At 71.2% G+C, this 22,224-nt stretch carries 21 protein-coding genes; 8 read left to right on the top strand and 13 right to left on the bottom strand.

The window, feature by feature from the left end; translation table 11 throughout:
- Positions 1-47: 47 nt before the first annotated feature.
- Entirely contained in the window at positions 48-815 is a 768-nt protein-coding gene (locus tag ABZ342_RS02315) for a glutaminyl-peptide cyclotransferase (protein ID WP_360468233.1), read from the bottom strand.
- A 50-nt stretch (positions 816-865) separates the two neighbouring features.
- Between ABZ342_RS02315 and ABZ342_RS02310 the strand changes: the two genes are divergently transcribed.
- Both ABZ342_RS02310 and ABZ342_RS02305 read left to right on the top strand, forming a co-directional pair.
- Positions 866-2,872, top strand: a complete 2,007-nt coding sequence (locus ABZ342_RS02310; RefSeq protein WP_360468232.1) for a DUF3027 domain-containing protein — start codon at positions 866-868, stop codon at positions 2,870-2,872.
- The gene (locus ABZ342_RS02305; protein WP_360468231.1) at positions 2,853-5,672 is read left to right on the top strand and encodes a molecular chaperone Hsp90; all 2,820 of its coding nucleotides are present in this window, start codon (positions 2,853-2,855) and stop codon (positions 5,670-5,672) included. Before ABZ342_RS02310 ends, ABZ342_RS02305 begins: the two co-directional genes overlap by 20 nt.
- A gap of 4 nt (positions 5,673-5,676) precedes the next feature.
- On the opposite strand, the gene ABZ342_RS02300 is transcribed toward ABZ342_RS02305, so the two are convergent.
- Positions 5,677-5,904 carry a DUF2530 domain-containing protein gene (locus ABZ342_RS02300; RefSeq protein WP_155544164.1) on the bottom strand — a complete coding sequence of 76 codons (228 nt, stop codon included), beginning with the start codon at positions 5,902-5,904 and terminating at the stop codon, positions 5,677-5,679.
- Between the two features lie 82 nt (positions 5,905-5,986).
- On the opposite strand from ABZ342_RS02300, the gene ABZ342_RS02295 reads away from it, so the two are divergent.
- Positions 5,987-7,456, top strand: coding sequence for an NCS2 family permease (locus ABZ342_RS02295; protein WP_360468405.1), 1,470 nt, complete (start codon positions 5,987-5,989; stop codon positions 7,454-7,456).
- Here the strand turns inward: ABZ342_RS02295 and ABZ342_RS02290 are convergent, their stop codons facing one another.
- Positions 7,457-8,038 carry a hypothetical protein gene (locus ABZ342_RS02290; protein WP_360468230.1) on the bottom strand — a complete coding sequence of 194 codons (582 nt, stop codon included), beginning with the start codon at positions 8,036-8,038 and terminating at the stop codon, positions 7,457-7,459.
- A gap of 107 nt (positions 8,039-8,145) precedes the next feature.
- On the opposite strand from ABZ342_RS02290, the gene ABZ342_RS02285 reads away from it, so the two are divergent.
- Together ABZ342_RS02285 and ABZ342_RS02280 are read left to right on the top strand one after the other, a co-directional pair.
- The gene (locus tag ABZ342_RS02285) at positions 8,146-8,577 is read left to right on the top strand and encodes a MarR family transcriptional regulator (protein WP_086675176.1); all 432 of its coding nucleotides are present in this window, start codon (positions 8,146-8,148) and stop codon (positions 8,575-8,577) included.
- 113 nt (positions 8,578-8,690) lie between these two features.
- The gene (locus tag ABZ342_RS02280) at positions 8,691-9,947 is read left to right on the top strand and encodes an MFS transporter (RefSeq protein WP_360468229.1); all 1,257 of its coding nucleotides are present in this window, start codon (positions 8,691-8,693) and stop codon (positions 9,945-9,947) included.
- Here ABZ342_RS02280 and ABZ342_RS02275 read toward each other — a convergent pair.
- The 6 genes from ABZ342_RS02275 to ABZ342_RS02250 form a co-directional block, all read right to left on the bottom strand.
- Entirely contained in the window at positions 9,944-10,954 is a 1,011-nt protein-coding gene (locus ABZ342_RS02275) for a hypothetical protein (protein WP_360468228.1), read from the bottom strand. The two genes, ABZ342_RS02280 and ABZ342_RS02275, sit on opposite strands and share 4 nt — an antisense overlap.
- A gap of 224 nt (positions 10,955-11,178) precedes the next feature.
- The gene (locus tag ABZ342_RS02270) at positions 11,179-11,982 is read right to left on the bottom strand and encodes an arylamine N-acetyltransferase (RefSeq protein ID WP_360468227.1); all 804 of its coding nucleotides are present in this window, start codon (positions 11,980-11,982) and stop codon (positions 11,179-11,181) included.
- A gap of 102 nt (positions 11,983-12,084) precedes the next feature.
- The gene (locus ABZ342_RS02265; protein ID WP_155540693.1) at positions 12,085-12,708 is read right to left on the bottom strand and encodes a superoxide dismutase; all 624 of its coding nucleotides are present in this window, start codon (positions 12,706-12,708) and stop codon (positions 12,085-12,087) included.
- A gap of 189 nt (positions 12,709-12,897) precedes the next feature.
- The gene (locus tag ABZ342_RS02260; RefSeq protein ID WP_360468226.1) at positions 12,898-13,557 is read right to left on the bottom strand and encodes a biliverdin-producing heme oxygenase; all 660 of its coding nucleotides are present in this window, start codon (positions 13,555-13,557) and stop codon (positions 12,898-12,900) included.
- Between the two features lie 73 nt (positions 13,558-13,630).
- Positions 13,631-14,227, bottom strand: a complete 597-nt coding sequence (locus ABZ342_RS02255) for a TetR/AcrR family transcriptional regulator (RefSeq protein WP_360468225.1) — start codon at positions 14,225-14,227, stop codon at positions 13,631-13,633.
- Between the two features lie 16 nt (positions 14,228-14,243).
- Positions 14,244-15,743, bottom strand: coding sequence for a glutamate--cysteine ligase (locus tag ABZ342_RS02250; protein ID WP_360468224.1), 1,500 nt, complete (start codon positions 15,741-15,743; stop codon positions 14,244-14,246).
- Positions 15,744-15,954: 211 nt separating this feature from the next.
- Between ABZ342_RS02250 and ABZ342_RS02245 the strand changes: the two genes are divergently transcribed.
- Together ABZ342_RS02245 and ABZ342_RS02240 are read left to right on the top strand one after the other, a co-directional pair.
- The gene (locus tag ABZ342_RS02245) at positions 15,955-16,761 is read left to right on the top strand and encodes an RNA methyltransferase (RefSeq protein ID WP_155540697.1); all 807 of its coding nucleotides are present in this window, start codon (positions 15,955-15,957) and stop codon (positions 16,759-16,761) included.
- Positions 16,762-16,802: 41 nt separating this feature from the next.
- Positions 16,803-17,414: a DUF2537 domain-containing protein gene (locus tag ABZ342_RS02240; protein WP_155540698.1), complete on the top strand. Its 612-nt coding sequence runs from the start codon at positions 16,803-16,805 to the stop codon at positions 17,412-17,414.
- Here the strand turns inward: ABZ342_RS02240 and ABZ342_RS02235 are convergent.
- On the bottom strand, positions 17,411-18,859 hold the full coding sequence (locus tag ABZ342_RS02235) for a hypothetical protein (RefSeq protein ID WP_360468223.1): 1,449 nt from the start codon (positions 18,857-18,859) through the stop codon (positions 17,411-17,413). The two genes, ABZ342_RS02240 and ABZ342_RS02235, sit on opposite strands and share 4 nt — an antisense overlap.
- 60 nt (positions 18,860-18,919) lie before the next feature.
- On the opposite strand from ABZ342_RS02235, the gene ABZ342_RS02230 reads away from it, so the two are divergent.
- Complete coding sequence (locus ABZ342_RS02230; protein WP_360468222.1) at positions 18,920-19,285, top strand: MmcQ/YjbR family DNA-binding protein; 366 nt, start codon at positions 18,920-18,922, stop codon at positions 19,283-19,285.
- Positions 19,286-19,288: 3 nt separating this feature from the next.
- Here ABZ342_RS02230 and sepH read toward each other — a convergent pair whose 3' ends face one another.
- The 3 genes from sepH to ABZ342_RS02215 form a co-directional block, all read right to left on the bottom strand.
- On the bottom strand, positions 19,289-20,134 hold the full coding sequence (gene sepH / locus ABZ342_RS02225; RefSeq protein ID WP_360468221.1) for a septation protein SepH: 846 nt from the start codon (positions 20,132-20,134) through the stop codon (positions 19,289-19,291).
- 189 nt (positions 20,135-20,323) lie between these two features.
- Entirely contained in the window at positions 20,324-21,469 is a 1,146-nt protein-coding gene (locus tag ABZ342_RS02220; protein ID WP_360468220.1) for an ATP-binding protein, read from the bottom strand.
- A complete protein-coding gene (locus ABZ342_RS02215) occupies positions 21,466-22,128 on the bottom strand; it encodes a response regulator transcription factor (RefSeq protein ID WP_360468219.1) in 663 nt (220 codons plus the stop codon). The genes ABZ342_RS02220 and ABZ342_RS02215 overlap by 4 nt, the downstream gene beginning before the upstream one ends.
- Positions 22,129-22,224: the final 96 nt, after the last annotated feature.

Here is a 22,224-nt window from a genome sequence, read left to right as displayed (position 1 = left end):
CTCAATCCTGCCTTACCGGGGGTCGGTTCCGCCTGCTCATCCGTGCTTTACGCGCTCTTCGGGACGAACCTCACCCGGAACGTGATCTGCCACTGCTTCCCGGTGAGGAGGAATTCGTCCGTGCCCGGGACGGCGGCGATACCGTTCAGCACGTCCTCGGCGCCGGTTGTGTTCAGCTGCGCGCGCAGCTGACCTGCGTCGATCGTTCCGGTGACGTGCCCGGTGGCGGCGTCGACGCGGAGGATGGTGTCGGTGTGCCAAACGTTTGCGTAGACGTCGCCGCCCACGCATTCGAGCTCGTTGAGCTGGTCGCGCCCGACGTCGACGCTGCCGGTGACGGCGAAGGTCTTCGGATCGCGGAAGGTCAGCCGGGACGAGCCGTTGCTCATCACCAGGCGGCCGTCGGCCTGGTGGCAGAGCCCCCAGCCTTCGCCTTGGAACGGCACCCGGCGCAGCTCGGCGAGGGTTTTGGTGTCGCGTTCGATGGCGAAGCCGTCCTGCCAGGTGAGCTGCCAGAGCGTCGGCCCGAGGACGGTGACGCCCTCGCCGAAGAGGGGCGAGGGGAGCGTGGCGGTGGTTTTCGGCGGTCCGCCCGGCGGTCCCGCGGTGAGCATCGACTGCCCGGCGAGGCCGGTGCTCTCGTAGAGCGTGTCGCCGGCGAACTCGAGGCCTTCGGTGAAGGCGGCGGGGTCGTGCGGCAGGGTCGAGACCACTTCGACGGTCAGCTGTTCCGGGCTTGTCTCCTGGCCGGGGGCCCCGGCGCAGCCGCCCAGCGCGGCGGCCACCAGCAGCGTGGTGATGATCGGCGTGCGCACATGAACAGCCTGGCACGGGCGCCGAGGATGCGTGCGGCACAATTGGCCGCATGACGCTGCTGCTGACCCTCGATGACGGTTCCGTGCAGCGCAAGCTCGCCGATGCGGTGGAGTTCGCGCGCGCGGCGGTGCTCGACGAAACGCCCGAGGAGCAGATCGGCACCCACGTGGGTGTCTCGCGTGAGGACGCGGTCACGGCGAGTCACTTGTTCGAGGCCCAGGTACCGGGCTACCGCGGCTGGCGCTGGTGCGTGACGGTCGCCCTGGCGGGCGACGACGAGCCGGTGACGGTCAGCGAGGTCGTGCTGGTGCCCGGACCCGAGGCGCGGATCGCGCCGGCATGGGTGCCGTGGGAGCGCCGCGTGCGGGCGGGCGACCTGGGCGTCGGCGACATCTTCCCGACGGACGAGAACGACCCCCGCCTGGTCCCGGCGTACCTGCAGTCGGACGACCCGGCGGTGGAGGAGGTCGCCCACGACGCGGGCCTGGGCCGCGTCCACGTGCTGTCCCGTTTCGGCCGCACGGAGGCAGCGTCCCGTTGGCACGGCGGCGAGTTCGGGCCCCGGTCCGACATGGCCCGCAGCGCGCCGGACGTGTGCGGGACGTGCGGGTTCTTCGTACCGCTGGCGGGCTCCCTGCGCGGCGCGTTCGGGGTGTGCACCAACGACATTTCCCCGGCGGACGGCCACGTGGTGGACGTGGAGTACGGCTGCGGAGCGCACTCGGAGGTCGAGGTCGAGGTGACATCCTCGATCCCGGTGGCCGAGCTGGTCTACGACGACTCGCTGTTGGACTTCACCCCGGGTCAGGGTGAGGTGGTGGAGACCCCGGCGGCCGAGCCCGAGACGGCGATCGCGGAGGCGGACGTGTCGCCGGCCGAGGTGGAGCCGGAGGTCGCCGCTGACGCGGCTGGCGGGGTTGCGGAGCCGGCCGAGGTTGCTGATGCGGCTGGCGTGGTTGCCGAGCCGGTGGCGGCTGAGCCGGGCGCGGTCGCCGAGCCGGTTGTCGCTGAGGCTGAAGCAGCTGAGTCCGACTCGGCGCCGGTTGAGGCAGCTGGTGTGGCGGCTGAGCCGGTCGGGGCGGAGCAGACTGCGCCGCCCGAGTCGGTTGAGGCTGCCGGTGTGGTTGCCGAACCGCAGGCTTCCGAGGTGACTTCGGCCCGGGCCGATGCGGCCGCCGGGCCGGCGCAAGCCGAGGCGACCGATCTGACCGCCGGCGCGGACTCTGGGCAGACCGAGGTTCCCCAGACCGAGCAGGCGGCGACCGCCGAGCCGATCCCGGCGCAGGCCGATGTCGTCGCTGAGCCGACTGCGGCGCGGGCCGACGCGGCCGAGCCGCGGTCGGCTGAGGCGGGGCCCGAGGCCTCGCCGGTCGTGGGCGATGCCGAGCAGCGCCAGGCTGAGCCGAGCGCCTTGGCCGCCGAGACTGCCGCGCCGGTGGAAGCTGCTGTGGCGGAGCCCCCGGTGGCCGAACCGACCCAAGCTGAGGTGACCGACGCTGTACCCCCGGTCGCCGATGCCGAGCCGGCCCGGGTTGACGTTGCCGATGCGGTTGAGGCCGCAGCGCCGGTGGAGGCTCCCGAGCCTGCCGAGGTAGAGCCTGGTCAGACCGAGGTAACCGATACGGGTGCCGCGCCGGTCGAGCCCGCCGAGGCTGAGCCCACTCAGGCCGAGGTCACCGATGCGGTTCTCGCGGCCGGGAACGTGGCGCAGGTCGATGAGCTGCCTGAGGCTGCGCTCACCGACAGTGTGGTCACCGAGGCAGAAGAGTCGACTGGCGCTCACGAGCCCGAAACCGCGCGGAGCGATGCCCACGAGGCGCGTGACCACGCCCGAGCAGATGAGCCCGAAACGGAATCCGCTCAGCCCGCGGCGGAGTCCGCCCAGGGCGACGCGGCGCCCGCTCAGACCGAGACGGGGCAGCCCGCCGAGGCGGATGAGCCTGCGGCGGATTCCCTTCAGACCGACGAAGCCCAGGCCGATGTCGATGCCGCCGCGGACGAGACCGCCCACCTCGACGCCGCTCGCGATTCCTCCGGTGAGCAGCGGAACCTCTGAGCCGCACGGGGCCGATCCCTTCGGCGCCGCGCGGCTTCGTGACTCCACCCTGCGTTCCTGGCGGGACTCGCCCACCCGGCTGCTCGAGGACACCAACGTCGAGCAGGACCTGCGCGTCGGCGCCTATCGGGATCGGCTCTTCGTCGAGCTTGCCCAGAACGCCGCCGATGCCGCCATGGCCGCCGGGCGGCCCGGGCGGGTCCGGGTGTCCCTTGTGGACCGGGAACTCAGGTTCGCCAACACCGGCGCCCCGCTCGACGCGCGCGGGGTTGCTTCCCTTGCCTCGCTGCGGGCCTCCGGGAAGACCGGGGACACCGTCGGGCGCTTCGGGGTCGGGTTTGCCGCTGTCCGCACCGTTTCCGACGCTCCCAGTGTCGTCTCCACCACGGGTGGCGTCGCCTTCTCCGCCGAGAAGACCCGCGATGCCGCCGATATTCAGGGGGACGTCCCCGTCCTGCGGCTGCCTTGGCCGGTCGAGGCGAGCCCGCCGGAGGGCTTCGACACCGAAGTCCGGCTTCCGCTCCGGGATGACGTCGACGGACAAGCTCTGCTCGATCAGCTCGGCGACGACATCGGGGACCTGCTCCTCGCCTTGCCGTGGCTGGCCGAGGCCGATGTGGACGGTCGCGTTTGGACACGAACGACCGACGGCGACCTGGTCGAGATCCGCGGCCCGCAGCAGGAAACCCGGTGGCTCACCCATCGTGGTGACGTCGTCTGGGCGGTACCGGTCGACTCCGACGGAGTCCCGATGCCGCTCGGCGAAGATGTCCTGCGCGCCCCCACTCCGACCGACGACGGACTTTCCCTGCCGGCCAGGCTGATCGCCTCCGTGCCCGTCGAACCTTCGCGACGCCGGGCGCTGCCCGGGGCTGAACTCGACAAGGCACTTGAGGACGCGGCCAAGGAATACGTTCGGCTGGTGCGGTTGCTGCCGGCGGAACAACGGTTCGCGCTCGTGCCCGTGCCGGGGTTCCCGAAATCCACTGTGGACGCGAAGCTGCGCGACGAGGTGCTGGCGAACCTCAGCGCCGAGCCGTGGCTGTCCACTCAGGACGGTGGTGAAGTCGCGGGTCGGCAGGCGAAGGTCCTCGACGTCGACGTGCCCGGTCTGCCCGAACTGATCGCCGACGTCGTTCCCGGGCTGCTCAAGGGCTCGGCGCCCGCCGGGGTGCTGAAAGCCGTCGCGGCGCAGGTCGTCAGCATCGAAGAGGTGCTGGAAACGCTGACCGGCGCCTCCCGTGAGCCGACCTGGTGGCACGACGTCTACGCGGCACTCGCCAAGGCGGTCGAGTCGCACGCGCTCGCGAGTGAACGGCTCGACGGGCTGCCCGTGCCCCTCTCCGACGGCCGGACGCTGCCCGGTGCGCGGGGTTGCCTGCTGGTCGAAGGTTCGGCCGAACTGCTCGAACTGCTGTCCGATGTGGACATTCCAGGGCTGCGGCTGGTGCACCCCGCCGCGTCGCACCCGCTGCTGGAACGCCTGGGCGCCAAGCAAGCCGACGCCCGTGAGCTGCTCAACGCCGATCAGCTGCGGGACGCCGTCGAGCGCAGTGTCGAAGACGTCCGATCCGGTTTGGACGGTACGACGCTCGCCGGCGCCGTCCTCCGGCTGATCGCCGACTGCGGGGACGATGCCCCGCGGTGGGTCGGTGCCCTCGCCCTGCCCGCCACCGACACCTGGCGACGCGCCGACGAACTCGTGCTGCCCACGTCGCCGCTGCTGGACGTCTTCGACGAGGAGGTCTTCGACGAGGACGGTGCGCTCGACGTCCTCGACGAGGACTTCGCCGGAGACTGGCCGGACGACACGCTCAAGGCCGCCGGCGTGCTCGACTCGTTCGCGCTGGTCGTCGACGACGAGCCGCACGAGCCCGACCACGACCTGCCCGACGAGGAAGCCTGGTGGGACTCGCTGCCGGAACCGCCGTCGACGCTCGTCGCGATCCGGGACCTCGACCTCGTCGCCGACGACGCCTGGCCCGCCGCGCTGCGCCTGCTCGCCGCGCGGCCGGAAACGCTGCGCGCCCTGCGCGTACCCCGGGGGCACGCGGCCTGGTGGATCGCGCAGTACGCCGTGCTCGGCGGGCTCGCCCCGAGCGAGTGGCGCCTGCCCGGCGCCGACCTGGCCGGGCTCTACGACGAAGTTCCCGAACTCGGCCTTGGCGAAGACCTCCTGAGGGTCGCCGGCGTGCGCACCGACCTGGAACTGTCCAGTGTGGACGAAGCCGAAGACGTCCTGAACCGGCTCGCCGACCCGGACCGGACGATCTCGGCCGGACTGGCCACCCGCGCCTACGACGCCGTCGTCGAGTCCGGGTTCCAGCCCCGGCCGCCGGAAGCGGTCCGGGCCGCCGACGGGTCCGTTGTGGACGGTGCGCTGGTGCTGGACGTGCCCTGGGTGGCCGGGGCGCTGGAACCCGACCAGTACGTCGTCGCGCCCGAGGAACCCGAGCGTCTCGCGGACCTGCTCGACCTCCCGCTCGCGAGCACCGAGGCGGCCACGGTGACCAGCGAAGGCGAGTACGCGCCGTGGGCCGAGCTGCCCGCGCTGAAGCTCGTCGCCGACCAGCTCGGCATCCGGCTGCCCGACGGCGGCGTCCTGGTGCACGACCCCCTGACCGTCTCGATCCAGGGCGCCGAGCACGACGTCCAGTGGTGGTCCGACGACCGGCTGCACGCTGCGGACACGTCTGAGGGCCTGGCCCGCGCGTTCGCCTGGGCGGCCGGCCGCTGGCCCGACCGGCACCTCATCACCGCGCTGCTCGACGACCCGTCGCCGAGGACACTGCTGGCGTAGGAGCCTAGAGCCGCTGGGCCGACTTCGAGCCGCGCCGGGCGGCGGCCCGCTGCCAGCCGATGATGGCCAGGCCGACGAATCCGAGCACGAACCCGGACAGCGCGGTCTGCACCCACAGCCCCGAAGTCGTGAAGAAGAGCACCACCAGTGCGACAGCCCAGATCGAGGTGCCTACGATCACCACCGGCGTCAGGTCGGTCAGCCTCTTGGGCAGCTCCGGCGTGTGCCGCAACGAGCCCGTAACCTCCGGTGGATTGCTCGGATCACTCACGAGGTGCAGGGTACTCCGCAGCAGCGAGAGAATGGGCAGGCGAATGGCGGAGCAGGAGACGACCCGCACCGGGACGTCCACACTGGACCGGTTCTTCAAGATCACCGAACGGGGCTCGACCGTCCCGCGCGAACTGCGCGGCGGCCTGGTCACCTTCGTCACGATGGCCTACATCGTGGTGCTGAACCCGCTGATCATCGGCAGCTTCTCGGCCGACGACGCGGGCGCGCACAAGGACCTCCTCGGCGGCATCCTGCCCGTATCGCAGGTCGCCGCGGTGACGGCGCTCGTCGCCGGCGTCATGACCATCCTGATGGGGCTGGTCGCCAACTACCCGTTCGCCATCGCCACCGGCCTGGGCATCAACAGCCTGGTTGCGGTCACCATCGCCCCGCAGATGACCTGGCCGGAGGCGATGGGCCTGGTCGTCATCGAGGGCGTGATCATCGTCGCGCTCGTGCTCACCGGCTTCCGCACCGCGGTGTTCAAGGCCGTGCCGGCCTCGCTGAAATCCGCGATCGCCGTCGGCATCGGCGTGTTCATCTGCCTGATCGGCCTGGTGGACGCCGGGTTCGTGCGCCGGCTGCCGGACGCCGCGCACACCACCGTCCCGGTGGGCCTGGGCATCAACGGCTCGATCGCCTCCTGGCCGACCGCGGTGTTCGTCGTCGGCCTGCTGATCACCGGTGTCCTGGTGGTGCGCAAGGTCAAGGGCGCGATCCTGATCGGGGTGCTGTCCTCGACCGTGCTGGCCATCGTCGTCGAGGCGATCGTCAAGGCGGGGCCGTCGCAGGGCACGAACCCGAAGGGCTGGAACCTCGGCTACCCGGCGCTGCCGGACCAGGTCGTCGGCCTGCCGAACCTCTCGCTGGTGGGTGACGTCTCGTTCGGCGCCTGGACGCGGCTGCCGATCATCACCGTCTGCCTGCTGGTGTTCACGCTGGTACTGGCCGACTTCTTCGACGCGATGGGCACGATGACCGGCCTCGCGAAGGAAGCCGACCTGCTGCCGGAGGACGGTCAGCTGCCCAACGTCGGCAAGGCGCTGTTCGTCGAGGGCCTCGCGGGGGCGGCCGGCGGGTTCGGTTCGGCCAGCTCGAACACGGTGTTCGTCGAATCGGCGGCCGGCATCGCCGAAGGCGCCCGGACCGGCCTGGCGAACATCGTCACCGGCGTGCTCTTCATCGCCGCGATGTTCCTGACGCCGCTCTACCAGGTCGTGCCGGTCGAGGCGGCCGCGCCGGCGCTGGTCGTGGTCGGCGCGATGCTGATGGCGCAGGTCCGCGACATCGACTTCACCGACTACTCGATCGCGCTGCCCGCGTTCCTGACCATCGTCGTCATGCCGTTCACGTACTCGATCGCGAACGGCATCGGCGCCGGCTTCGTCAGCTACGTCGTGATCCGCGCGGCGACCGGCAAGGCGCGTCAGGTGCACCCGCTGATGTGGGTGATCGCGCTGGCCTTCGTCGCGTACTTCGCGGTCGGGCCGCTCCAGGCGGCGTTCAGCTGATCAGCCCGGGGCACTGACGTGCATCGCGGCGTCCAGCACGCCGCGGTTGCGGTCGAATTCGGCGGGCGGCGCCTCGTAGCGGATCGTGACGAGGCTGTCGCCCGCGCCGAGCCCAATGACGGTGACCCGTTCCGGGTACTTGCCGTCGCGAAGGTAGGTGTAGTCCCACTTCGCCGCGTCTCCGATGTCACCGGCCTGCACTGGCGTGACGAGCGAGCCGTCTTGGTGCGCCTTCGCGGCCACAGCTTTGAGCCCGCTCAGGGCGTCCTCCTGGGTGATCGGCACCTTGTCGGTCTCCAGGAGGACCTGACCGTTGCGGTAACTCGCGCGGTCGTTCTCGTGCGTGACGGTCCAGCCGGTCGGGACCGGGATCTGGATCGACCAGCCGCGCCCGCCGGCCACGTCGGGGAAGTTGTAGGCCTCCAGGGTTCCCTGGGACGGCAGCGTGGTGGTCGTCGGCATCGACGGCGACGGCGGTGGTGCGGCGGCGGGCGCTTCCTCGCCGCCGCCCACGAACTGGACCACCACGATCGCCAGGACCGCCGCGCCGACCACGGCCGAGCCCACCAGCTTCTTGTTCATCCGACTCCCCAGGTTCCGCTCCTGGTGAAGACGCACGGGGCTATTCCAGGTTGCGGATAGACAGAGATCACCCGTGCGGCCGAAGTTTCGTAAGGTATGCTAACTATATGTCCGGCGACACGCACGAACGCTCCTTGGCGAGCCGTCTGCGTCTCGCGGTGGTCCGGCTCAACCGCCGGCTGCGGGCACAGCGCGTCGGGGACGACCTCACGCTGACTCAGGTCGCCGCGCTGTCCACCCTGCACAAGTGCGGTGCGCTGACCCCGGGTCAGCTCGCCGCGAAGGAAGGCGTCCAGCCGCCCTCGATGACGAGGGTGATCGCCGCGCTCGAAGAGATGAAGTTCGTCGAGCGGCGCCCGCACCCGACCGATGGCCGGCAGGCCATCGTCGAGCTGTCCGAAAGCGGACTGGCCTACGTGCAGAAGGCCATCTCCGTGCGGGAGGCGTGGCTGGACCGGCAGTTGGCGGAGCTCGGCGACGAAGAGCGTGAAGTGCTCTCGAAAGCCGCCGAAATCATAGACAGGATGGCGGGGAACTAACCACGGTGACGGCCACGGGTAGCGAGACGAAGCGTTCCATCGAAACCACTGCTACCCGGGACACGGCCCCACCGCCGTCCGCTTCACCACCATCCCCTCCCCAGCGCGGCAGCATGTTCGCGTCCCTGCGGATCCGCAACTACCGGCTCTTCTTCACCGGCCAGGTCATCTCGAACATCGGCACCTGGATGCAGCGCATCGCCCAGGACTGGCTGGTGTTCACCCTCAGCGGCAACAACCCGATCGCCCTCGGCATCGCGGTGGCGCTGCAGTTCGCGCCGACCCTCTTCCTTTCGCTGTGGGCCGGCGTCCTCGCCGACCGCGTCGACAAGCGGCGGCTGCTGACCTGGATCCAGGCCGCGGCGTGCTCGCAGGCCGCGGTGCTCGGCGTCCTCGACATCACCGGGCTCGTGGCGCTGTGGCAGGTCTACGTCCTGTGCTTCACGCTCGGCATCACGGCCTCGCTCGAGGTGCCGACGCGGCAGTCGTTCGTCGCCGAAATGGTCGGCCGGGACCAGATCGCGAACGCCGTCGCGCTGAACTCGTCGATCTTCAACATGGCGCGGATCGTCGGGCCGGCGATCGCCGGGTTCGCGATCACGTGGATCGGCACCGGCTGGCTGTTCATCGCGAACGCGGTCAGCACGGTCGCGGTGATCGCCGGGCTGGTCCTGATGAACCCGGACAAGCTGTTCCGCGTCGCGGCGGTGCCGCGCGAGAAGGGGCAGCTGGCCGAAGGCCTGCGGTACGTCCGGCGGCGCTCGGACCTGATGACGGTGATGGTGCTGGTGCTGTTCGTCAGCACGTTCGGCATCACGTACTTCAGCTCGCTGCCGATCGTCGCGGCGAACGTCTTCCACACCGCCGCCGACGGCTACGGCCTCCTCTCGACGCTGGTCGCGGTCGGCACGTTCACCGGCGCGATCATGTCGGCCCGCCGCGGCACGAAGGGCCGCCCGCGGGTGCGGCTGATGCTGGTGTCGGCGTTCTTCCTCGGCGTGTTCGAGCTGATCACGGCGTTCATGCCGACGTACCTGACGTTCGGCCTCGGCCTGATCCCGCTCGGCTTCGCCACGATGACGTTCCTCAACACGGCGAACGCGCTGGTGCAGACCTCGGTCAGCCCCGAGATGCGTGGCCGCGTGATGGGGCTGTACGTGCTGGTGCTCATCGGCGGCAACCCGATCGGCGGCCCGATGGTCGGGTGGATGGCGCAGGCGTTCGGCGGGCGGTCTCCCTTCTACATCGGCGGCGCGGTTTCGGCGCTGGCCGCGGTGGTGTGCGCGGTCGTGCTGATCCGGCGGGGCGGGGTTTCCTGGCCGGTTCAGCGGGGGTTCGGGCTCCGGGTGCTCAAGCGGGCGAAGGTCTAGCGGCCGAGGAGCGGGGGCACCACCTTCTCGGCCAGCTCGCGCAGGGCGTCGCGCGGCTTCGTGCTGTCGATCCAGGTCAGCTCGAGAGTCTGCCGGGAGTCGTCGAGGAGCTGGATCTCGACGGTGCTGCCCGAGCCGTCGTCGTGCGCGGGGCGGCCGGCGATCCGGTCGGGGAAGTAGTTCTTGCCTTCGTCGTGGTAGGTGAACGAGACGACGGTGCCGTCGTTTTCCCGCGCGCACGATCCGAACGGATCCGGCTTCAGCTGGTCTCGCGGGACGTTCAGCGCCCGGGACAGCTGCGTGCACAGCTGCCAGGTGATGAACGGGTAGGGCGCGTCGGTGATCCCCGAGCCGGGGATCGGCGTCATCTCGCGGTCCTCCCCGTCCGCGGGCAAGGCCGGACCCGGGGTGGTGATCGCGCCGGTCATGGTGTCCGCCAAGGACAGCGCCATGCTCCGGTAGTCGTGCTCGGCCCGGTCCGCCGGCACGCGGTGCACGATGATCTGCAGGCTCGGCCGCGTCCACTTCTCCGTGGTGTCGCTCAGCCGCACCGTGAGGATCTCGCCGTAGCCCACGCCGAACTCGCTGATGGCGGCCTGGTGGCCCGCGACGGTCACGGGTTCGGGCGACCCGCCGTTCATCGGCACCGGGTCGGCCCACAGGGTGGCCGACACGTCGAGACCGGCCGAGACGACGTGGCACGCCCCGTTCTCGTCGACCTCCCGGAGGACCGGACCACCCAGGACACCGGCCCAGGTCTTCTCCGGTACGGCACCGCAGAGCACGTGGCCGAGGGTGCGCGACGGCAGGGCCACCGCCATCTCGCCGGTCGGCATCGGGACCGGCCGGACGTTCTCGCCCTCGATGGAAGGCCACCGCGAGGGCAGCTCCAGCGGTGCCGCGCGCGACTCCGGCGAGTCGCGGGTCGACCACCAGGCCAGCCCGAACACCAGCGTGAAGACCGCCGTCAGCGAAACGGCGATCAGCACGGTGCGGTCTTTCTTCATCCCCCTCATGTTCACGGCGTAACCGTATCGGCACGCACCGACAGAAAACGGGGGCGTTAAGTCACCCGGACGAGTGAGATCGGGGTCTCCCCGAAGGGACCCTTGCCTGGAGAGATGAGGTTAGGCTAACCTCATACATGTCCGCTTCGTGGTGGGAGCGGCAGTCAGTTCGGGAACGGACGGAGCCCCGGCCCTGGGAACCCCAGGCCGGGGCTTCGTTCACTTCACGGCAGTGTCGGGCTGAGCGCACCGCTCGTCAAGGGACTCTCACCCGGTGGCGTGGGCAGCCGGGTCAGCGGGAGACCGAAGTAGACGCGGTACGCCAGGCGGATCGCGGCCTCGGACAGCAGCGCGACCTCGTGGCGGACGCCGTCGACCGTCTCGATCAGCCGGTCGCCCGACAGCGTCACCCGGCCCTGGGACGTCGGGCGGGAGCACGTCAGGGACTTCGTGAAATGGGACTCCGGGGACGTCGCCTGCCACCAGGCCATCGGGACGAAGTCGGAGAGGGGCCGCGGGCGGCGCTCCATGCGGTACTGCGGCTTGCCGTCCCGCACCACGTCGATGTCGCCGTGGGGCGCGTCCAGCAGCAGGAACTCACCGTCCGGGTCGGACTGGGCGTCCACGCCGGACAGTCGCAGCGGGTGCCGGGAGAACTGGCCGAAGCCGACGTCGACCAGCCACGGTTCGTCCAGGTCGACGACGATCGCCGCGTGGTCCAGGGGTGGGCCGAGGGTGCCGTCCGGACGGAAGACCTGCGCCGCGCGCAGGGAAACCTGGTACCCGAGTTCGCGCAGCAACGCCGCGAAGAGGCCGTTGAGCTCGTAGCAGAAGCCGCCGCGACGACGTCCCACGATCTTGTCCGCCAGTGCGTCTTCGGTCAGCACGACCGGCTCGCCGAGGTGGATGCTCAGATTCTCGAACGGGACCGCGGCCAGGTGACGTTCCTGCAGGTGGCGCAGGGTCGCCAGGTCGGCCGCCGCGGGCCACGCGACCCCGAGGCGGGCCAGATACGCGTCAACGTCCATGCGTTCACTCTCACACCTCGACCGCACTCGAGGTCAAGTGATTTCACCCGCCGACGAAAAACGGGGCCCTCCCGTGCAGGAGGACCCCGTTGCCGCAGAAGCTCAGCCGAGCAGCAGCCCGTTGCCGCCGGCGACGGCGTTGTCGAAGCGCTTGCTGATCTCGGCCCAGTTGAAGATGTTCCAGAGGGCCTCGACGTACTTCGGCTTCACGTTCTTGTAGTCCAGGTAGAACGCGTGCTCCCAGACGTCGACCAGCAGGATCGGCACGGTCGGCAGGATCAGGTTGTTGTGGTGGTCGCGCAGCTGCTGGGTGATCAGCGTCTTGCCGATCGGGTCCCAGGAGAGCGCGCCCCAGCCGTTGCCCTGGATCGTGGTCGACACGGCGGTGAACTGCGCCTTGAACTTGTCGAAGGACCCGAAGGCCTCGTCGATCGCGGCGGCCAGCTCGCCGGTCGGCTTGTCGCCGCCTTCCGGCGACAGGATCTTCCACCACACGACGTGGTTGGCGTGGCCGGCCAGGTTGAAGGCCAGCGTGGTCTCCAGGCCGACGATGTTGCCGAAGTCGCCGGCGTCGCGGGCTTCCGCGATCTTGTCGAGCGTGTCGTTCGCGCCCTTGACGTAGGTCGCGTGGTGCTTGCTGTGGTGCAGCTCGTTGATCTCGCCGGAGATGTGCGGCGCGAGGGCGCTGTAGTCGTAGTCGAGATCGGGGAGCTCGTAGCGGGCCATTGGCCCTCCTTCTGTCTTCGACACAAGATTCCGGTATCGAACCTAGTAGCACACGCCACTCCGCGGCGAGCGGGGGCGCGTGGCCGTCACTGCGTGAGACGGCGGCTCTTCAAGTGGCGTACCCGAGGGTCCGGCACCCGAAACCGAGCCTGCTACCTGCACCTAACTGGAGGTCAACGAGCTGTGAGATCAGGCACGGAACTCGTCGAGCCGGGAAGCCAGCTCCTCGAACACGGCTACGTTGCACTCGAACGCGACCAGTGTCTCGTCGATCACGCGGGCCCGCTCGGCCTCGTCCCACGGGGCGTTGTCCAGCTTCGCGCGGTACCGGTCGCGGAAGCGGGGTGCGCTGCCGATGCCGTCGAAGTGGTAGAAGAGCGTGCCCGCCTCGGCGACGTCGTACTTCTTCTCCAGCAGCCGGCGGATCGCCTGGCCGCCCGCGATGTCGCCCAGGTAGCGCGTGTAGTGGTGCGCCACGTACCCGCCTGCCCACGAAGACGCTTCGCCGACTCGCGCGACGTACGCCCGCGTCGAGGCCAGCGGGGAGATCGTCGAGCGCCAGTCCGGGCCGACCAGGTGCGCGAGGTCGCGCTCCAGGTGGGGCAGCCGCCGCAGCTCGTCGAACACGAACTCGCCGGCGACCGGGTCGGCGGCCAGGCGGTCGCTCGCCGCCTCGATCGCGCCGTAGATGAAGTAGTACTGGACCGCGAGCTGGGTGTAGCCCTCCTGGGTCAGCTCGCCGCCGAGCAGGGCGCGCATGTACGTCGAGTAGTTCGCCTTCTCGTGCACCTCGAGCGTCGACGCGCGCAGGGTCGCCGAGAACGGGCGAGCGTCCGTGGTCACCGACATGGGGCAGCCTCCCGGCGATCGATCTGACACGCTGTCAGAAAGATCGTAGGGCATTTTTCTGGCTTAGGATACCCTAAATCACAGCTCCGACCGCTCGCAGCACGAACCGCACCGCGGCCTCGACGACGTCTTCCAGCTGCTCAGGGGGCCCGTCGACCAGCGTCCGGTTGCCCAGCGCCGCGGTGATCATCGGGATCAGGACGTCCGGGTCCTCGGCCGGCCAGCGCCCCAGGTCGACGCCGCCGGCCAGGATCGCGCGCAGCCGGTCGGTGATCGGGTCGGCGTGCGCGCTGATCCGCCGGTACGCCGCGGGAGCCAGCGCCGACGCGAGCGCCGTGCCCGGTGGCATGTGGTACTCGGCCAGGACGCGCAGCTGCAGCCGGACGAACGTGGCGAGCTGCTCGACCGGGTCGGCGTGGGCCTCGACGGCTTCGGTCAGCCGCGTGACGTACCGCGCCGCCTCGTCCTCGACGAACGCGACGAGCAGGCTTTCCTTGTCGGGGAAGTGGTTGTACAGCGCGGTCCGGCCGACGCCGGCGGCCGAGGCGACCCCGGCGAGCGTGATCGCGTCGAAGCCGCGTTCGTACAGCTGGGCACGCAGGACTTCGAAGACCCGCGTGCGGACTTCGCGCCGGTGCGCCTCGAGCGACTCACCGAGAATCTTCGGCATCGGCTCAGGTTAGCGCTCAATCACCCAGCGTCCAGGTGTGCACCGGCTCGCCGGACTCCGACAGCTCCAGGTAGCGGCCCAGCATCCGGGACAGCGCCTGTTCGCGGTCCAGGCCGCGCTCCTGCGCGCGCACGACGTAGTCACGCTGCCAGGTCGCCCCGGTCCGCCGCGCGAGGCAGCGGCGCTCGATGATCCCGAGGTAGCGCTCGCGCGCTTCGTCGGAGACGTCGGAGCGGCGCAGCCCCTCGTGGGCCAGCGGGAGCAGCACGCGCAGCGCCAGCTCGTCCGGCGGGATCCAGCCGATGCCCGGCCAGTACAGCTGCGCCTCGAACCCGCGCCGCGCGCCGGCGTAGAGGTTTTCTTCCGCGGCCTGGAAGGACATCTGGCTCCACACCGGGCGTTCCGCCTCGGCGAGCGCGCGCTGGGCGCCGTAGAAGAAGGCCGCGTTCGCCACGGTGTCGACGACGGTCGGCCCGGCCGGCAGCACCCGGTTCTCGATCCGCAGGTGCGGCAGGCCGTCGACGACGTCGTACACCGGGCGGTTCCAGCGCCAGATGGTGCCGTTGTGCATGCGCAGCTCGGTGAGCTTGGGCGCCTGGCCCGCGTCGAGCGCCTCGATCGGGTCTTCGACGTCGGTTTCCGGGAGCAGGCCGGGGAAGTAGCGGACGTTCTCCTCGAACAGGTCGAAGATCGACGTGATCCAGCGCTCGCCGAACCACACGCGCGGCCGCACGCCCTGGTTCTTCAGCTCCTCCGGCCGGGTGTCGGTCGCCTGCAGGAACAGCGGGATCCGCGTCTCGTGCCAGAGCGCCTTCCCCAGCAGGAACGGCGAATTCGACGCGAGCGCGATCTGCGGCCCGGCCAGGCACTGCGCCGCGTTCCAGTGCGCCGCGAACTCCTCGGGCGCGACCTGGAGGTGCAGCTGCACGCTGGTGCAGGCGGCTTCGGGCAGGATCGACTCCGCGTAGCTGCGCAGGCGCTCGGGCTGCTGGCCCGGCAGCGGCGCGCCTTCCATCGCGAGCACCGTGCGTTCGCCGCGCGCGGCGAAGATCTGGTCGTTCAGCGTGGCGTACCGGGTCTGGTTGGTGAGCCACTTCTGGTCGAAGTGCTCGTGCTTCAACGTCGGCAGGATGCCGATCATGGCCAGCGACGACCCGGTGTCCCTGGCCTTCGACGCCGCCGTGGCGAGGTACGCGCGGAGATCGTCTTCGAGCTGGAGGGCCGAATCGCCGGCCAGCGGCCGCGGCGGCACGTTCAGCTCGATGTTGTGCTGGCCCAGCTCGGTGGTGAACGACGGGTCGTCGAGCGCCTCCAGCACCGCGGTGTTCGTCATCGACGGGCGCAGCTCGCGGTCGACCAGGTTCAGCTCGACCTCGAGGCCGATGTTCTTGCGGGGGAACGAAAAACTGCCGTCGGTGAGCATGCGGGCCAACGTGTCGAGGCAACGCTGCACCTTGCGGCGGTACCGTCCCCGGTCGAGCGTGTTGAACGGTTGAGCCGCGAGGTCCATCCCCATGACCATCCCTGCTTTTCGTCGGCGTGGAACTAGGACGTCTTTCAGGTCCCGGCGGACAACCGTTACACAGCCGATGCAACCGGGCTAGCGGCCAAACTGGTGCTCTCCGTCACGGGGGGTTAACCGAAAGCAAAATACCCCCATTCGCACCACCGGCGGCTCGACGTTCGGACCAGTGAGCCACCCGGCAAGCGGATGACAGACTGGACGGATGGGCCTGATCCACATCGCCGGCCGCGACGACCCCCGGGTCGACGATTTCCGGGACCTGTCCACAGCGGACCGCCGTCCGGACCGCCCGGGCGGCAAGGGACTCGTGATCGCCGAAGGCACCGTCGTGGTGTCCCGGCTGCTGGCGTCCCGGTACCCGGTACGGGCTCTGCTGGGCGTCGAACGGCGGTTCGCCGAGCTGGCGGACGACCTCGCCGGGCGCGACGTGCCCCAGTACGCCGCTTCCGCCGAGACGATGGCCGACGTCGTCGGCTTCCACCTCAACCGCGGGATCCTCGCCGTCGCGGACCGGCCGGCGCCGCTGACGGTCTCCGACGTCGTCGCGAACGCCGGCACGGTCGCCGTCCTCGAAGGCGTGGGGGACCACGAGAACCTCGGCGCGCTCTTCCGCAACGCGGCCGCGCTCGGCGTCGGCGGGGTCCTGCTCGGGCCCGGGTGCTCCGACCCCCTTTACCGGCGCAGCGTGCGAGTTTCGATGGGACACGTCCTGCGTGTCCCCTTCGGGTACTTGACGGACTGGCCGGGCGGGCTCGACGACCTGCGGGCGCGCGGGTTCGCCGTCGCCGCGTTCACGCCGCGGCCGGGCTCGGTCCCGCTGCGCGAGCTGCGGGCGCACGCACCCGGCCGGGTGGCGCTGCTGTTCGGCGCGGAAGGTCCCGGGCTGACCGAAACGGCGCTGGCGGCGGCTGATCACGCCGTCCGGATACCCATGCCGGCCGGAGTCGACTCCCTCAACATCGCGACGGCCGCCGCCGTGGCCTTCTACGAATTGGCGCGAGCCGACTAAAGTCTGGGCCCGAGGCAAGTCGGGCGGCGCGAAAGGACCCCATGGAGCTGCGGATCCGCGGTGAGCGCGCCGTGTTGGCCGGACCCGGTGGGGAGCAGGCGCGCGAAGTCGACCCGCACAAGCTCGCGATCGGCTCGGACCTCGCACAGGCCCTGCACGAATGGGCGCGCGTCGCGTCCGCGGTGTCGGCCGATTCCGGGGCCGAAGCGGGTGCCGTCGTCTCGCAGCGCGGCCGTCAGCTGGCCGGACGGCTGGCTTCGGTGATGGGCACGACCGTGCGGTTCGTGGACCCGGTGACCGGCGCCGACACGGTCGTCGAACCGCCTCCGCGCGCCGAGGCGGCCGGCCAGCGGTTCGTCCGCTCGGTGCTCGGCCCGTCCGGCCCGCCCGGGGAGCCGACGCCGTGGCTGACCGGCCTGACGGTGTCGGCGTTCATCGCGGCCGTGGTCGTGGTGGCCATGCTGGCGCTGGCTTCGACGCTGGCCCGTGAGACGAGCGGCTGGCTGGCGCTGGTGGCGTCGGTCATCGTGACGGCCGGGATCACGCCGTCGCTGTGGCTGATCCGCCGCACCCCGATCCTGCGCTGGGCCGCGTACGGCGCGGCGGGCGGCGTCCTGATCGCGTGGATCGGCGTGCTGGTGATCGCCTTCTAGCGGAACCGGGCGTAGGTGACGAGCCTGCCTTGGGCCCGCGTCCAGGTCTGGGAGCGGAACGCGTAGCCGTGGAAGGCGGCGATCTGACGTTCCAGCTCGGGGGAGACGGCGAACTGGCCGGTGAAGAAGCTGACGCCGGCCTTCCCGGTGAACTCTCCGGCCAGCCACCCGACGCGGGCCGAGCGGGGGAAGACCCGCAGCACCCACAGCAGCGGCGGCACGCCGAGCACCGTGAGGGCGAACCCGATGGTGACCAGGTGGGCGTCGCCGGTGATCGCGGCCGTCACGCAGCTGCCGCCGAAGCAGAGCAGGATCCACGCCGCCGGGGCGAGGAAACCGACGAACGACATCCGGAACTTCCCCGGCGCGCGCGGCGGTGCCGATGCGCGGCGCAGCAGCAGGATCAGGTCGGTGGGGTCGGTGAACTCCGCGACAGGCGAGAGGCCCGCGGCGGCGGCGATGCCGGTGATCCGGGCCGGCGACAGCTTCGCGTGCCGGACGCTGACCCACAGCTCGTCGCGGCCGTCGAGGTGGTTGCGCAGCCACTGCTCCCGGTCCGGTGATCCGGCCGGTGGCTCGAAGACGGGCGGGCCGGGGCGGGCCGGCGTGCCGAACACCAGCCCGGTGCGGCACTTGACGAAGAGGTGCGATGTCTCGGTGCGCCCGGTGGTGACCGGGCCGCCGTAGAAGTAGCCGTACCACGCGGCGACCTCGGCCAGCAGGTCCGTGGACAGCGAGACCGGGTGGGGGACGGCGGCCCGCGGCCGTCCGTCGAACTGCGCGTCCAGCTCCAGACGCGGGGAGCGACCGGCGACGACGCGCATCGCCACCGTGCCGGCGAGCAGCACGAGCGCGGCGCCGGAGATGAGCAGCAGCGGCCCGAGCGCCCACCGCGTCAGCTGTCCCCAGACGACCGCGGCCACCATGGCGGCGGCGAACAGGGCGGTCACCCCGAACCAGGCGAAGTGCCGGGTGAGCCGCCGCCCGGCGCGGGGCCGCAGCTCTTCCTCGGGCAGGCCGGCGCGGCGCAGCAGCAGGAGCCGGTCCGTGGGGTCGGCGGCCTCGGCCACCACCGCCATCCCGGCGGCCGCCGCGACCTCGCCGACGTCCGCCCGGCTCAGCCGCGTCCGGCGCAGGCTGACCCAGAACTGCTCCTGCCCGGTCAGCAGCTTCCCGAGCCGCCGACGGCTCGCGTCGGTACCCGGGCCGCGGTCGAAGTGCGGCGGGAAGGAGCCGGGTGCGAACGCGAACCGCAGGCAGCCCGCCTGGCCGGGCGGGGTCTCGCGGTACCGGCGGGCGGCCGCGACCTGCCGGACGACGGCCGGGTCGAGCCCCCACCGCTCCGGCGAAACCTCGACCACCGGCGCGCCGGAGAACACGCCGAACTTCAGCTCGCCCTGGCGCAGCAGCCACGCCTGCTCACCGGGCGACGCTGTCGCCGTCAACACCGGACATCACGCAGCATGACCGATCCCTCCCTCAGCGTGACATCGTAACCTGGCGGCATGCGACAGCTCGACGCGTTGCGGAAGTTGTGCCTGGCCCTGCCCGAAGCGACCGAGCGGCTCAGCCACGGCTCGCCCGCGTGGTTCGTCCGCGGCAAGAAGACGTTCGTCATGTTCGCCGACGACCACCACGGCGACGGCAGGCTCGCCTTCTGGTGCCCGGCGCCGCCCGGGGCGCAGGAGGAGCTGGTGCGCACCGAGCCCGAGCGGTTCTTCCGGCCGGCGTACGTCGGGCACCGCGGCTGGCTGGGCGTGCGGCTGGACGTCGACGTCGACTGGGCCGAGATCGACGGGATCGTGCGCGAGGCCTACCGGCAGGTGGCCCCGAAGACGCTCGCGGCGCGGCTGGAGCAGGACCTGGAGTAGGACTCAGCCGCGCTGAGAGCGGACCCCGAGCAGCACGTCCTCCCAGGACGGCACGATCGGGTGGTTCTTCTTGGGCTTCGGCCGCGGCTGGTCGGCGTGATCCTCTTCGGGATCGGCCGGGACGCGGGGGATCTCGCGGGTGTCGTCGTCCGGGTCCGGCTCGGCGGCCGGCAACTCGGCGTGGTCCTGCGGGGGCACCGAGTCCAGCGTCGGCTGGAACTCCGCGTCGCGGGCCGGGTCGAGGGCGCGGACCGTGCGGGGCGCGCGGTAGGCGTTCGGGTCGAGCAGGACCTCGGCGTTCTCGTCGAGCGCCACGACCGTGCCGCCGTGCGCCCCGGGCGCGAACGCCCAGTGCGCGCGGTTGTCCGACCGGCCGGCCTTCCAGCGCAGCACGACGACCCAGCGGCCGTCGTCGCCCTTCCAGGAGTCCCAGGTGGCCTGCGAGTAATCGTGCCCGCGGACGCCGAAGCCGTACGCGACGACCTCGCCGAGCGTCTGGACGTCGGGGCCGTCCTCGCGGACCGGGTGGGCGCTCTGCGCGAGCTCGGCGGTCCGGGACCGCTCGAGCAGGACGGGGTAGGCGTAGCGCTCGACGCGCTGCACCGAAATGCCCGCGCCGCCCGCCACCTGCTCGACTGACTCGCCGGCGCGGATTCGCGCCTGGATCTCGCGTGGCCGCATCTGGCTCTCCAACTCGATTTCGATCTGGCCGAGGCGGGTGATGTCTCCCCGCGCCGCCGCGCGCAGTCTCTCATCGGCCGGGAGGAGGAAACGCGTTCCGCTCGACGAGTCTTCGCACACGATGGACTTACCGTCCTCGTGCAACCCGACTACCCGAAGCGTGCGCATTGTTCGCCTTCCCCGATGCTTCACCGTTGTGGGTGCCCACGTTAGAACGGCGCGTCGGCTTGACGTGCGAGGCGCGCCGAGTCCGTGCAGAACTGCCCACTGTTCACTTTGCGACGTCCGCATCATGGATCACCCTGGTCGGCGGCGTCCGGGTGACACGCCGGACACGTTAAGTCACGATCGAGTGGATCACGACGGCGGCAGGCGGACCGTCACCGTGAGACCGCCTCGGCGGCCGGGCTGGGCCTCCGCGTACCCGCCGTGGGCCTGGGCCACCGAGCGCACGATCGACAACCCGAGCCCCGCGTTCCGCGTGTCGCCGGTCCGCTCCGAACCGACCCGGCGGAACGGCTCGAACAACGTCGGCACGGCTTCCGGCGGCACCACCGGCCCCGAGTTCCGGACCTCCAGCGCCGGATCGCCGCGGACCTCGACGTACACCCAGCCGCCCGACGCGTTGTACGTGATCGCGTTGACCAGCAGGTTCGTCGCCAGCCGCTCGAGCAGTACCGGGTCGCCCGCGACCACGCGGGGCCGCAGCCGCGTCTCGACCTTCACCCCCGCCGCGGCCGCCTGCGCCGAGGTCGCCCGGACCACCGCCGCCACCACTTCGTCGAGGCGGACCGGGGTCCGCGAGGTGAGCCCGCGGTCGGTGCGGGCCAGGACCAGCAGGCCCTCGATCATCCGTTCGCTGCGCTCGTTCGTGTGCAGCAGGTGCGTGCCGAGCTTCCGCAGCTCCGGCGGCACCTCGGGAGCGGCCATCGCCACCTCGACCAGCGTCCGCTGCACCGCCAGGGGGGTCCGCAGCTCGTGGGACGCGTTCGCGACGAACCGCTTCTGGCTGTCGAACGACTCCGCGAGCCGGTCGAGCATGCCGTCGAACGTGTCCGCCAGCTCCTTCAGCTCGTCGGGCGGCCCCTCCAGGTTGATCCGCCGGTCGAGCTTGCCCGCTTCGAGCCGCCGCGCCGCCGACGTGATGTCGTGCAGCGGCCGCAGCGCGCGGCCGGCCATCAGCCAGCCGAAGAGGACGGCCAGCGCCGCCGTCGACACCAGCGCGATCGCCGAGCCGACGACCAGCGTGGACAGCGTCGAGGAGCGGTACTCGTCGAGCGAGCCGCTGAGCAGGCGCACCGCGACACCGGACGCCGGCACGGTCTGCGCGGGGACGCCGTAGGTCAGGTCCGCCGAGCCGACCGTCGTCAAGGCCATCCGGGCCGGGTCCGGCAGCCGGCTCTGCACGAGCAGGTAGTTGATGACGACCAGCACCAGCCCGGCGAGCAGGAACAGCCCGCCGTACCAGGCCGTGAGCTTCGTCCGGACGGAAAGGGCGTTCACGGCGTGCCGAACCGGTAGCCGGCGCCGGGCACGGTCTCGATCACCGGCGGGTCGCCCAGCTTCCGGCGCAGCGTCATCACCGCGACGCGCACCGCGTTCGTGAACGGGTCGGCGTGCTCGTCCCACGCCTTTTCGAGCAGGTCCTCGGCGCTGACCACCGCGCCCTCCGCCCGCATGAGCACCTCGAGCACGGCGAACTCCTTCGGCGAGAGCAGCAGGAACCGGCCGTCGCGGGCGGCCTGGTGGCGGGGCAGGTCGAGCACGACGCCGTCGCGCTCCAGCACCGGCGGCAGCGCGGGCCGCGCGCGCCGCGAGAGCGCCTGCACCCGGGCGACCAGCTCGGCGAAGGCGAACGGCTTGGTCAGGTAGTCGTCGGCGCCGAGGCCCAGGCCCGCGACGCGGTCGGTGACGTCGGCGGCCGCGGTCAGCATCAGCACCCGCGCCTCGCCGCCCGCCTCGACGACGGCGGCGCACACGGCGTCGCCGTGCACCTTGGGCAGGTCGCGGTCGAGGACCACGACGTCGTAGCCGTGCACGCCGACCCGCTCCAGGGCCTGCTCGCCGTCGTAGCAGACGTCGACGGCCATCGAAAACCGCCGCAGCCCCTCCGCCACGGAGTCGGCCAGCAGCCGTTCGTCCTCCACCACCAGCACGCGCACCCGCCCAGTCTGCGCAGGGAGGCCATAAGGACCGCATAAGCGACGGCGCTTAGCGCGCCCGAATCCCCCGATCCGTAGACCTGGCACCCATCCGGA

The sequence above is a fragment of the Amycolatopsis sp. NPDC005961 genome (genome assembly GCF_040629235.1).
GTDB classification, from domain to species: domain Bacteria; phylum Actinomycetota; class Actinomycetes; order Mycobacteriales; family Pseudonocardiaceae; genus Amycolatopsis; species Amycolatopsis camponoti.
Note: the sequence above shows the minus strand (reverse complement) of the source record. Positions and strands in the feature narration are given on the sequence as shown.

What these genes read in the sequence shown, in the direction of transcription:
- ABZ342_RS02310 (WP_360468232.1), top strand. Translation starts at nt 866, where the DNA reads ATGACGCTGCTGCTGACCCTCGATGACGGTTCCGTGCAGCGCAAGCTC.
- ABZ342_RS02295 (WP_360468405.1), top strand. Translation starts at nt 5,987, where the DNA reads ATGGCGGAGCAGGAGACGACCCGCACCGGGACGTCCACACTGGACCGG.
- ABZ342_RS02290 (WP_360468230.1), bottom strand. Translation starts at nt 8,038, where the DNA reads ATGAACAAGAAGCTGGTGGGCTCGGCCGTGGTCGGCGCGGCGGTCCTG.
- ABZ342_RS02285 (WP_086675176.1), top strand. Translation starts at nt 8,146, where the DNA reads ATGTCCGGCGACACGCACGAACGCTCCTTGGCGAGCCGTCTGCGTCTC.
- ABZ342_RS02280 (WP_360468229.1), top strand. Translation starts at nt 8,691, where the DNA reads ATGTTCGCGTCCCTGCGGATCCGCAACTACCGGCTCTTCTTCACCGGC.
- ABZ342_RS02275 (WP_360468228.1), bottom strand. Translation starts at nt 10,954, where the DNA reads ATGAAGAAAGACCGCACCGTGCTGATCGCCGTTTCGCTGACGGCGGTC.
- ABZ342_RS02270 (WP_360468227.1), bottom strand. Translation starts at nt 11,982, where the DNA reads ATGGACGTTGACGCGTATCTGGCCCGCCTCGGGGTCGCGTGGCCCGCG.
- ABZ342_RS02265 (WP_155540693.1), bottom strand. Translation starts at nt 12,708, where the DNA reads ATGGCCCGCTACGAGCTCCCCGATCTCGACTACGACTACAGCGCCCTC.
- ABZ342_RS02260 (WP_360468226.1), bottom strand. Translation starts at nt 13,557, where the DNA reads ATGTCGGTGACCACGGACGCTCGCCCGTTCTCGGCGACCCTGCGCGCG.
- ABZ342_RS02255 (WP_360468225.1), bottom strand. Translation starts at nt 14,227, where the DNA reads ATGCCGAAGATTCTCGGTGAGTCGCTCGAGGCGCACCGGCGCGAAGTC.
- ABZ342_RS02250 (WP_360468224.1), bottom strand. Translation starts at nt 15,743, where the DNA reads ATGGGGATGGACCTCGCGGCTCAACCGTTCAACACGCTCGACCGGGGA.
- ABZ342_RS02245 (WP_155540697.1), top strand. Translation starts at nt 15,955, where the DNA reads ATGGGCCTGATCCACATCGCCGGCCGCGACGACCCCCGGGTCGACGAT.
- ABZ342_RS02240 (WP_155540698.1), top strand. Translation starts at nt 16,803, where the DNA reads ATGGAGCTGCGGATCCGCGGTGAGCGCGCCGTGTTGGCCGGACCCGGT.
- ABZ342_RS02230 (WP_360468222.1), top strand. Translation starts at nt 18,920, where the DNA reads ATGCGACAGCTCGACGCGTTGCGGAAGTTGTGCCTGGCCCTGCCCGAA.
- sepH (WP_360468221.1), bottom strand. Translation starts at nt 20,134, where the DNA reads ATGCGCACGCTTCGGGTAGTCGGGTTGCACGAGGACGGTAAGTCCATC.